Source organism: Paenibacillus methanolicus (genome assembly GCF_008124765.1).
Taxonomy (GTDB): Bacteria; Bacillota; Bacilli; order Paenibacillales; family Paenibacillaceae; genus Paenibacillus_Z; species Paenibacillus_Z methanolicus.
Genome location: NZ_VNHS01000023.1, coordinates 20,123 through 29,833, shown reverse-complemented (window position 1 = coordinate 29,833; position 9,711 = coordinate 20,123). Strand labels below are relative to the sequence as shown.

Here is a 9,711-nt window from a genome sequence, read left to right as displayed (position 1 = left end):
ACGGAGCAGTCCGCTCGCCGGCCAGTGCTCAAGTGGATCGACGAGCCGCATAAGATCGTCGGTGCTATCGAGGACCGCGCGTCCGGTACCGCCGTTGAGTTTCGGAAATACCGCGTCAAGAGCTTATTCACCGGCCACTCCATCGACCAGATGGGCAAGGCGGCCAACGCCCTGCTGGACGGCGGCGCATGCATTACCAGCTACAAGACCGAGCGCGAAACCGAGCTCAAGCGGTTCTCACATGCGTTCGCGCCCTATACCGACGCTAAGGCGCTGTATGCCTCCCTACCTGATAAGCATGTCGCGATAAATAAAGTGCGGCTGCCGAGCGGCAAAGACGCGCCCGCATTTATTGCAGACATGGTGCCGCCACCGGCGAAGGTGAAAGATCGCAGCCATGTATGGCAAGCATGCGCCGAGCGGTACGGCCGCCCTTGGAAAGAGGTGCGTGATAAGATCCAGGCTAAGCGCGCGCAATATGCACAGCTGGATATGGAGTGGCATTCCCGTTTAGTGGAGGAGGATGACTCGCAGAAGAAACGAAGAAAAAACAGATGACTATTGTTTCAAACCTAGTATAGTTAATAGGGTGCAGTTCTTTATATCCAGTATAGGGGGAGTTTGGAAGTGAAAGTGAAATGGTTTATATCTTTTTTGGTAGTTTGCATTTCCTTGTTTGGAACAAACATTGCACTGGCTAAAAGCGAAAGAATCGCTCTTATGATTAACGGTGAATACATCACTACTGGTGCAGGCCCTGCTATTATTAATAATTCCACTTATTTGCCTTTAAGAAACCTTTTTGAGAACATTGGGTTCACGGTCGAATACTATCCGCAATTTAAATCAGCTGTAGCTTGGTATACAAAAGGTGAATTTCGACTCGCATTCGCCCTAAATTCTAAAACAGTAGAAATCGACTCCACCTTAATTAAAGGCAATTCGACTACCGCTAAAATATCGAATTCTGCAATTAGCTATAATAATGCTGTTTATGTTCCTATAAGAGCCTTTGCTGATTTATTAGGTGCCAACGTCAGATACGACAAATTCACCAGTACAGTGCTGTTTAATGTAAGCGATTCGGATATCAAAAAGAGTATCTATCCTCGTATTGGGGTATCTACAGGTGAAGAAACAACAACAGTTGAATCACCGAAAAAAATGTCCGCTAAAGAGATAGCAAAATTGATGGATCGTGTTGGTTATGTAGAGGCGTATGATCAAAATGGATCGTATGCTAGTGGGTCAGGCTTCTTGTTAGGCAATGGATTGTTTATCACGAACAGTCACGTGGCGCATGATGCAAATGGCATATTAGTTAAGCTAGGAAATGATGTATATGATTCCGAAGGATGGTTTCTTTTTGACAATACTGTAACCGACTTATTCGGTTTAGTCTTATCTTCCCAATATAGCTCTGATGGAAGAGCTATAGGTAAAATTCCTGAACAATACATTGACTATAACACCGAATTACCTGAGATTGGCGACAAGGTTTTTGCCATCGGGAGTCCACAAGGTTTAGAAAACACAATATCTGAGGGCATCGTTTCTGGAATTAGAAAGGACAAAAATGACATTACATTGATTCAACATACTGCTGATATAGACCATGGTTCAAGCGGCGGTGTACTTCTCAATGAATATGGTCAAGCCATTGGAGTCACTTCCTCTGGAATTGAAGGCTCTAACTTGGAGTTTGCAATCCCAATGAAATATGTACAAGATGAGTTAACCAAAATAGTCAAATAAATCTCCCCCCAAATGACACCATCATTTGGGGGTTTTTCGAAAAACGAATGACATAGTCATTTTTCGGGCATATAATATACGAACAAACATTCGTGTAAAGGATGCTCGTCATGGAACGCAAATTGCCTGATCCAAAAAGCCCATTTCTCCCTGCGGAACACGAGGTCGAGCTCGTAAAAGAGCAACTCGTACTCCGTGCTATGCAGGATCTGCTCAACCATGAAATTAAACATCTCCAGGCGGCGCCTAAGATTAGGATGACTAATTTGTACGTACGTCAGTTGGATACCTTTATGGATCGAATTATCAAGGCACAATACATCAACCGGCGAACAATCAAAGAGGCTGGCATAAAGGTGCTTGACATTGAGCGCGTAAAAAGTGGCGGAGGCGGACTGAAGACATGCTATTTAAAACGGGGCTACGAATACGAGTTTCGGATGCTGGGAGATTACCTGCGCGCGGAGTGCGAGGTGTATCTGTCCACCATGCTGCGGATCGATTTAAATGACGATCGCCGGCTAAAAGAGGAAATCGAACGGATGGAGGAACGTGAAGAATCGTTGTAACTAATTACCGCCTACATTGTAGGCGGCTTTTTCTTTTCTGTAGCAAAGTTCTATAGTAACATAGTTGGGGAATCTAGTGATTTATTCTTATATAAGGGAGAACGGGGAAATGAAGAAAAAGATTCTTATCAGTTTGGGGCTTACCTCTGTTGTCGCCGCATCAGTGGCATTCGGGGCCTTTGCAGCAAACAAACTCACCCTGGTTGTAAACGGGAAAGTATCTTCTGCTGAAACGAAAGTCATTAGCGGCACCACCTACGTTCCACTTCGGGCTGCAGCTGAACTTCTCGGAGCAGAAGTGAAGTATGACGCTTCAACAGGTCGAGTGGAGATAAACTCCGCCAGCGGGGAGTATACGACAACAGGATCAACGACTAAACAAACCGCAAAGTCTTACTCCGTCGATGTTACAGTTAATGGTGGTCCAATGGTATTGAAAATTACGAAAGTAACGCTAGATCCAACATATAAAGGGTACTCTTTTTCGACAGAAGAACGAGCCGTGATTCTGGATGTATCAGTCGAAAATACTTCTAACGATAAAGTCACATGGCATGTCGACCAGTCAGAGATCGTTCTAAATACTAAAGAACAAGTTGAAATTACTTTGCCCTCTGAGAACCGCATCAGTTCAGAATTCAATGGGAAAGTTGTGAAGAAAGGACAAATTGTATTCCCTGTTAAGAGTGAATTGACGGACATTACAGATATTCGACTTCTCTTAAAATATGTATTGAATGGGGAGTACGAAACACTCGCCGAGGATCAAGAAACAACTATAACTTTGCAATAAAAAAAATCCCCCGCCAGCTCACGCCAGCGGGGGATTCGTCTTAGTCAATATTCACGATATTTGTTTTCGCATCCCATGACAGCGTAGCCCCGAACGCCTCGCTGATCGCGCGCGCAGCGACGTAGGTGACGCCGTCGATCTGCTTCGATTCCACGATCTTCCCGCGAGCGATAACGGAGCCGGACGGCAGCGAGGGCTTCGTCTCCTCGCGTTTGAATGCAACGCCGAAATATTCGCAGATCCCCCGCGCCAGCTCTTCCGCGCATTCGTTTCGGTAGGATTCAGACAACAGCAACCGTGCATCATCTTGGTTCGTCATGAAGCCCGCCTCGACGAGCACGGCCGGCATGTTCGTTTCACGCAGAACATGATAGTCGGCTGTCTTCACTCCGCGGTTCGGCAGCTGCGTGCCAGCGATCAAATGGCGATGCAGTACCTCGGCCACACGTTTACTCGCCGCGCTCGTCGGATAATGGAACGTCTCGATGCCTCTCGCGCTTCCCCACGCTTCGCCTGCCGCGTTTGCATGGATGCTGATGTACAAATCAGCCTTCGCCTTATTTGCCGCGTCTGTGCGCGCCTGCAGCGGCGTATCCGCGTCCGCCGGGGCGACCAGCAAGGTGCGAAAACCGCAACGCTTCAGATGCGCGTCCAACTTGGCGGCAACGGCTCGGTTGAATTCGTTCTCCTTCATCACTGCCCCGTCAGCGAATGCCGGTGTCCGCTTACCCGGCGTCTCCATCCCGTGGCCGTCGCATATTGCGACCAGCTTCCCCATGCCGATATCCCCTTTCTTCTTGACGCAGATTGCTGAGCCCAACAGCCGACCCGCGCCCTGATCTTCCGGCCACAGGTACGTGCTTCCGCCGCCGTCGCCGTTCAGCGCATCCGGGCAGCCGAGCTCGTCCATAATCTTGCCGAGGTCATCCAGCGAAACGGCGTCAACGGTGGTGACCATGACGAGATGACCGGCCTCAGTGATGCCGACGGCAGTCCGGATCGCCTTGCGCTGCCAGATGTCTTCGCCGAGCTGATCACGCTCGATCGTATCCCTGATGACGTTCTTTCCCGCCCGACGCAGTACCGGCGATCCTTGAACCGCCCAGCGTGCCGTCCGGGGAGCCTTCCCGATCTGCAACGAGCCATCGGTCCGCATGTACAGCTCCTCGCGGGGCAGCGTCTTGGGAATATCGCTGACGACCGTCTTTCCGTCAACGACCAGCCGACCGATCGGCGCACCAGTCTTAATGTCGGCGAAATTAAAATTGAGGGCCAAGTCGGCCCCCGTCGCTTTTGCTATGTCCCGCACGCGCGCGCCCGGTTGATAAGCGGCATAGACTTCGTCCTGTCTCGGATCAACTGTAGCGACCCGGACGTTAAATCCGTTGATCTGCATCGGATAGCACCGGCGCCGTCGGTTCATTGGTGACCTGTGTCAGCACCTTTTTCTTGGCATTGTAATCGAGCACCGCTTTCTCAATGGCAGCTTCGACCGAATCCATCGTCAAGGATTTGAGACCATACTCTCTAGCGCGGTCGAGCACATAGTTAACAGCGGCATTCAGTTTCGCTTGCCCGCCATGATCCTTGTAGGCTGCTTCGGCCAGCGCCATCCCTTCAGCCGCCAGGCGATGCAGGAACGCGCGTTGATCGGCGGAATCCCGTGTGTCAATCCACTTGTTGATCTTGCGTCCGAGCAGGGCGATCGCCCCCATAATTACGGTGACCAGCGCACCAATCAGCGCCTCTACAATCGTTGATACGTATGGATCAAGTACTTGCATCATTATCAATCAATCCTCCCCAAGGTTATGGTTTGTAAAATCCACCTTTCATCGCGTATCCCACGATAAAGACGATCACTGCGCCACCGACCGCTGTCAGCAGCCAGTAGCATATTTTGTGAATCTGGTTCAGCCGGTGATGTGCGCTTTTGGTGCTTTCCAGTGCCTTACTAACCCCTTTCTCCACATCATCAACACGGCGTGAAATTTCGTCTTGCCTCCGTGTAAAATCGTCCAGCTTTTCGAGCCGGGTTGAGAGCTTGGTGAGCTCTATCTTGATTTCTGATATGGATTGATAAAACTTTTCCAGCTCCATCATCGGCGATCTCCCCTCCTTCCCCGAAAATGAAAAGGCCCCGCCTACTAAGCGGAGCCCTCGACAACCGGCATCAAGTCCGGTCTTTTCGTGAATATTTCTGCGCAAACCAGTTCGCGATCCTCCGCTCCTAGCGCTGTATAACTAGCCACGATATCTCCAATATCGCGCTCCCCCCGGTTGTACCGGGTGATGCATGCGTTCGAGATAATACGTATAATCGGCATCGACATGGACATGGTTACTCACCTCCTCCCACGCCGAATAGCTCCGCGAGCGCGAGCTCAACGTCGGCCAGTCTGGCATTCAGCTGCTGGAATCGGTCCTGCTCGACGGCGACCGTATCAGCCACCACCGTAATCGTCACTTCATTAAGCCGGCTTGCCGTGGCCTCGCCGACGCGTACTGTCTGAGATCCAGCCGCATCGAATATCAGCTGCAGAGACGCAATGCCGTCCGACGGCGAGACCTTGGCGACGATCTCTCCAGTCAAGGGATTCTCGAAAGTAAGACTGCTCAACTCCGTCTGGGCGGATATGCTGACTTTAAAAGGGAAGCGGTCCGCTCGATAACTACCGCCTCCGTGAAGGATGGCCGGCAGCGTCTCGATCAGGACCGCCCCGTCGTCGCTATAAACGTTGTACCCATCGATAATCATATAAGAGCCCTCCCTATGACAGCGTCAGCCTGGTTAACAACACTGTGCCCGGTCCTCCTGCCACTGGTGATACAAAATTGGAGTTATACCCTGAACCGGCATTCCCACCGGTTACATGCGCAGATGCGTAGCTGGTCGGCGCTATTACACTAATAACTCCGCCGCCGCCGCCGCCGCCGCCCCCAGCATAACTATCGTACGCGTTCCCCCCATTCCCGCCTCGCGCCTCTAACGTGAGAGCCGGCACCGCATTCTCGCTGAGCACCATAATAAGTCCCGCGCCTCCACCTCCCGCGCCGGCTGCACTAAATTGAGAACTATTACCTTCGCCACCTCGACCTCCATCGGCTACCACAGAACCGCCGCCGCCACCACCTGGGGCGTAAATGTTTCCGTTGTTTGTGCCCGTCCCTGCACCGCCACCCCCGCCGCCGCCGCTGATAAGAAGATCCATATCCATCTTTCCAAGCCAATGGGGGAACCGGAACCCCAACGTACTGTAAAGGGGTAGGCATTTGTTCCCGCCAACTCCCGGTGTATTGGTGCCCGTAGCGCCGCCTCCACCGCCAGCTTTCGTTGTGGAAAGGAAATAACTAGATCCGCCACTGGCACCGGAGCCCACGCTAGTTACCACGCCATTGCCTCCATAGGCACCATTTGCTTTTATCCAACCGCCGCCACTGATGGATCTAGCGAAAATGAAAATAGCTCCTGCCCCAGCACCTCCAGAAGCACCGGTACCCGAGCCACCAGCTGCCGGTGACCCTGCTAGCAGTGTACCGTTAATCACGAGTGAGTCGCATGCAATTATGGCGGGTTCAAGCGTGTTCGGAAGCTTAACTACAGCGCCGGCCCCGATGGTGAGCGTGTTGGCAAGCACGACGTTATCCGGCAACGTATAGGTCTGCGAGGCAGTGTACGAAAGGTTTGCTGCCGCCTTGCCGCATCGGACCATCTCGCGATAAAGATCATATAGAGGTCCTACTTTTCTGCCCTGTCCTAGGAAAATTTGATTAAGCATCGCCATATCGCCCATCGCTTACACTCCCTTACGTAAATGCTTTCGTTTCTCCGCCGAGCGTGCCGTCGGGATTATAGGAATAGGTGGTCGTCACCGTGACGCCGTTCCCGCTGACCGTTTCCGTGGAGAGGCTGCCGTCCGCTGGGTTGTACGTGTATGTCGTTGTTCGAATTACTCCGCCATCCTTAGTCTCAACGATTTGATACAGCTGGCCGTTCGCATGGTAACTAGGCGTTGATGCATCCGTATCCAACCCAAGGATCATATGGTGCGCTTGTTGGACGCCTATTTCCAATTTGTTCAGGTTGGCCGCATTGAGCGGCGTACCGACTTGGGTCGTCGCTCCGGGTGCAGGGCTCAACTGGTAATGTTTCCTCGGCCCGAACGTTGTTGCCGCGCTGCCCAGTTCAAGTTGCGGATGAGTGATGTGATAGGCACCTGGTCCATCCCCAGAATTCCCGAATAACACGAAAACAGCTTCATGCTCACCGCTGTTAAATGTGATATTCCCCGATGCATTATAGGCAGCTCCCGGTAGGGACTCCGTGATGCTCTCGTTGAAAACAGCAATATACCCATAGCGTGCTTGGGTCGATAGTGTGTAGACCGTGTTGGGTAGAACAGGGACTCTAACTTGCACCCAACGAAAACTCTCGTTGGGGCTCGCCGTTAGCTTATAATCGTCCTGCGGATCGATCACTGGGTTAAAACTTGGATGATTAAATTCCCACTCCGTGAATGGCGGCAACAGGTTTATATTACTGCCGCCATTGTCCCTCATGTAGTAAGTCAACGGGTTTTCCACTATTCGGTCATTCCAAATCGTTCTAATGTAGGTCATCAGTAAATCGGCCCCCATTCCCCGCATGTCTGCGTGCCGCAGTAGCGTAGATTGTCGTATGCCAGGAGTCCGAGCTCATACAGCAGCTTCAGGTTGCTCTCCAGCCGGATAGCGTCCTTATAGTCAAATCCGAACCCGCGCGACCATGTCTTGCCCGGATCGAAGCCTGCGGGTGTGATAAAGTACGAACGGATCGTCTCTAAATTGCTCTCGATGCGGTTGATATCCGACAGGAAGAGCAGGCTGGTCTTCGATCGGTTCGTTACCATCGTCATGGCCGGCATAGTGTACTGGATGCTGTTCAGGTATGCGGCCACGGTCGCAAGATTGCTCTCGATCCGATTGAAGTCCGCCGCGTTGATCGAGTCATCCTCGCCCCAATCGAGTTTCGGAACGATCCAAGCCATCTAGTTCACCGCCCCACGCGCTTCCGACTTGGCCGACAAGTAACCGGCATAGTTGATCTCGTTCTTCGTAACGAACACCTTCATGTCCGCGCCATACGTGTTCTCGATCGTAATGACATCGCCCAGTTCATGCGCCGGATTACCGCGCCAGTTGGATCGATAAGCCGCCCGGTAGCCGCGCTGTGCGAGTATCCAGTTCGCAACGGCCTCCGCGTTCGCCGCTGAATTAATCAGCGTGTTTCCGTCCAGCTTCAACGTATCGCCTTTCACCGGGGCCGCGACTGTGACTTCCGCCGCCGTCTCCAGGTCAGTCCAGTAGGAAACGACCACTTGCCCCGTCGCCTTCTCCAGATTGATCTGCGCCTCGTTGTACTGGTTATCTAGCGTGACGGCGTCCTCGGCCGCCCCCATGGCGCCGAGTCGCCGGACCGTAAGCACGTTCTCCCGCGTCACCCAGACGACGGCTCGACCGGCGAGAGCGATCATCTGCAGAATGTCCTTGCAATTGGTGCGTTCGACTAGCCCGAGCGTGCTGACACCTTGAAGCGCGGTATCGATGCTGTAGTCCGTTACGCCGCACAGCGCGAACAGCTCGACGGCCATCTGGTAGAGCGTGTATCCGGTCTTCGGAACGAGGTTCTCATACTCGATCTCGGCCATGGCGTCTAGGATCGTCCGGGCCGTGAACGTCGCCGTCATGCTGCCTTCGTCGCTCCGCCATTCCGCCAGCAGGTAGTTCCCGATCGGGACGTACTCATAGACGCCGTTGCCGATATCCAGCCCGATTTCTGCAATCACTTGCTGACGTTCCTGCAAATACCTGTAGAAACCGGTTGGATTCAATATGTTGAACTCGCGGCTGCTGTTATCTACCGTGAACGTGAATTCCGGAGACGGTAGCTCACCAGAAGTCAGGTCGATCTGCTCGACGAGCCCCATGCTGACCAGGTTGTCGTCCGTGTAGACGCGAACCACACCGAAATCTACCTCCAGCACCCGCGCGCGGCGGTCGCTTCGGCACCACTTCTTAATCGTGATGATGATCTTCTTATAGTTGTACAGCTGGCCGATCGGCGTGCATAGCGTGTCCGTGTTGCCCGTCACGTTGACCGTCGCGATGACCGAATTATCGGCGGCGTAGGCGGCCACGGTGAAGTCGGTCGCGTATTCCTCCGCGTCGAAGGTGATTGTCAGTCCGAGACTGGAATGCGTCGTGCCGAAGACGAACGTCAGCGTCGGGAAACTCGCGAACGTGCCGTCGGCGCCGCTGAGCACACTGCTGCAGAAACCCATCTCGCCGTTGTTCGCGATCGTGTCATCGGGGAATGTGAATGTGCCGTCCAGCTTGAACAGGTCCGTCTCTAGCGTCGCTAGGCGCGAGCTGGCCGTGCGCTTCTTGTTGATCAGCTGCTGCTTGTTGCTGATCGCGGCCTCGCTGGACGTTGTGATGCTGGTTACGTCGCTCGCCGCTGTGACGTCGGATATGTCAAACGTCACCCGCCCGGTCGTAGCCCGGTAAGGGGCGTAGATACCGGCTTTGAATTTCTGACTCGTTTCGTACATGCAC

11 protein-coding genes are annotated in these 9,711 nt (G+C 52.9%); 4 read left to right on the top strand and 7 right to left on the bottom strand.

What is annotated here, in order from left to right; translation table 11 throughout:
- The 4 genes from BCM02_RS34700 to BCM02_RS34685 form a co-directional block, all read left to right on the top strand.
- Window positions 1-558: hypothetical protein (locus BCM02_RS34700; protein ID WP_187434569.1), on the top strand; the 558-nt coding region annotated here is incomplete at its 5' end.
- 69 nt (window positions 559-627) lie between these two features.
- The gene (locus BCM02_RS34695) at window positions 628-1,755 is read left to right on the top strand and encodes a stalk domain-containing protein (RefSeq protein WP_148933693.1); all 1,128 of its coding nucleotides are present in this window, start codon (window positions 628-630) and stop codon (window positions 1,753-1,755) included.
- A gap of 110 nt (window positions 1,756-1,865) precedes the next feature.
- On the top strand, window positions 1,866-2,324 hold the full coding sequence (locus BCM02_RS34690; RefSeq protein ID WP_148933692.1) for a YhjD family protein: 459 nt from the start codon (window positions 1,866-1,868) through the stop codon (window positions 2,322-2,324).
- 109 nt (window positions 2,325-2,433) lie between these two features.
- Window positions 2,434-3,117 carry a stalk domain-containing protein gene (locus BCM02_RS34685; protein WP_148933691.1) on the top strand — a complete coding sequence of 228 codons (684 nt, stop codon included), beginning with the start codon at window positions 2,434-2,436 and terminating at the stop codon, window positions 3,115-3,117.
- A gap of 40 nt (window positions 3,118-3,157) precedes the next feature.
- Here BCM02_RS34685 and BCM02_RS34680 read toward each other — a convergent pair whose 3' ends face one another.
- The 7 genes from BCM02_RS34680 to BCM02_RS34650 all read right to left on the bottom strand — a co-directional run bounded on the left by BCM02_RS34680 (window position 3,158) and on the right by BCM02_RS34650 (window position 9,707).
- Window positions 3,158-4,513 (bottom strand): N-acetylmuramoyl-L-alanine amidase, encoded by a 1,356-nt coding sequence (locus BCM02_RS34680; RefSeq protein WP_187434568.1) that lies wholly within the window; start codon window positions 4,511-4,513, stop codon window positions 3,158-3,160.
- Window positions 4,494-4,904 (bottom strand): phage holin, LLH family, encoded by a 411-nt coding sequence (locus BCM02_RS34675; protein ID WP_148933689.1) that lies wholly within the window; start codon window positions 4,902-4,904, stop codon window positions 4,494-4,496. Before BCM02_RS34675 ends, BCM02_RS34680 begins: the two co-directional genes overlap by 20 nt.
- A gap of 22 nt (window positions 4,905-4,926) precedes the next feature.
- Window positions 4,927-5,220, bottom strand: coding sequence for a hemolysin XhlA family protein (locus BCM02_RS34670; RefSeq protein WP_148933688.1), 294 nt, complete (start codon window positions 5,218-5,220; stop codon window positions 4,927-4,929).
- 238 nt (window positions 5,221-5,458) lie between these two features.
- Entirely contained in the window at window positions 5,459-5,875 is a 417-nt protein-coding gene (locus tag BCM02_RS34665; RefSeq protein ID WP_148933687.1) for a hypothetical protein, read from the bottom strand.
- 1,049 nt (window positions 5,876-6,924) lie between these two features.
- A complete protein-coding gene (locus BCM02_RS34660) occupies window positions 6,925-7,737 on the bottom strand; it encodes a hypothetical protein (RefSeq protein WP_148933686.1) in 813 nt (270 codons plus the stop codon).
- Window positions 7,737-8,144 carry a hypothetical protein gene (locus BCM02_RS34655; protein ID WP_148933685.1) on the bottom strand — a complete coding sequence of 136 codons (408 nt, stop codon included), beginning with the start codon at window positions 8,142-8,144 and terminating at the stop codon, window positions 7,737-7,739. Before BCM02_RS34655 ends, BCM02_RS34660 begins: the two co-directional genes overlap by 1 nt.
- A complete protein-coding gene (locus BCM02_RS34650) occupies window positions 8,145-9,707 on the bottom strand; it encodes a hypothetical protein (protein ID WP_148933684.1) in 1,563 nt (520 codons plus the stop codon).
- Window positions 9,708-9,711: the final 4 nt, after the last annotated feature.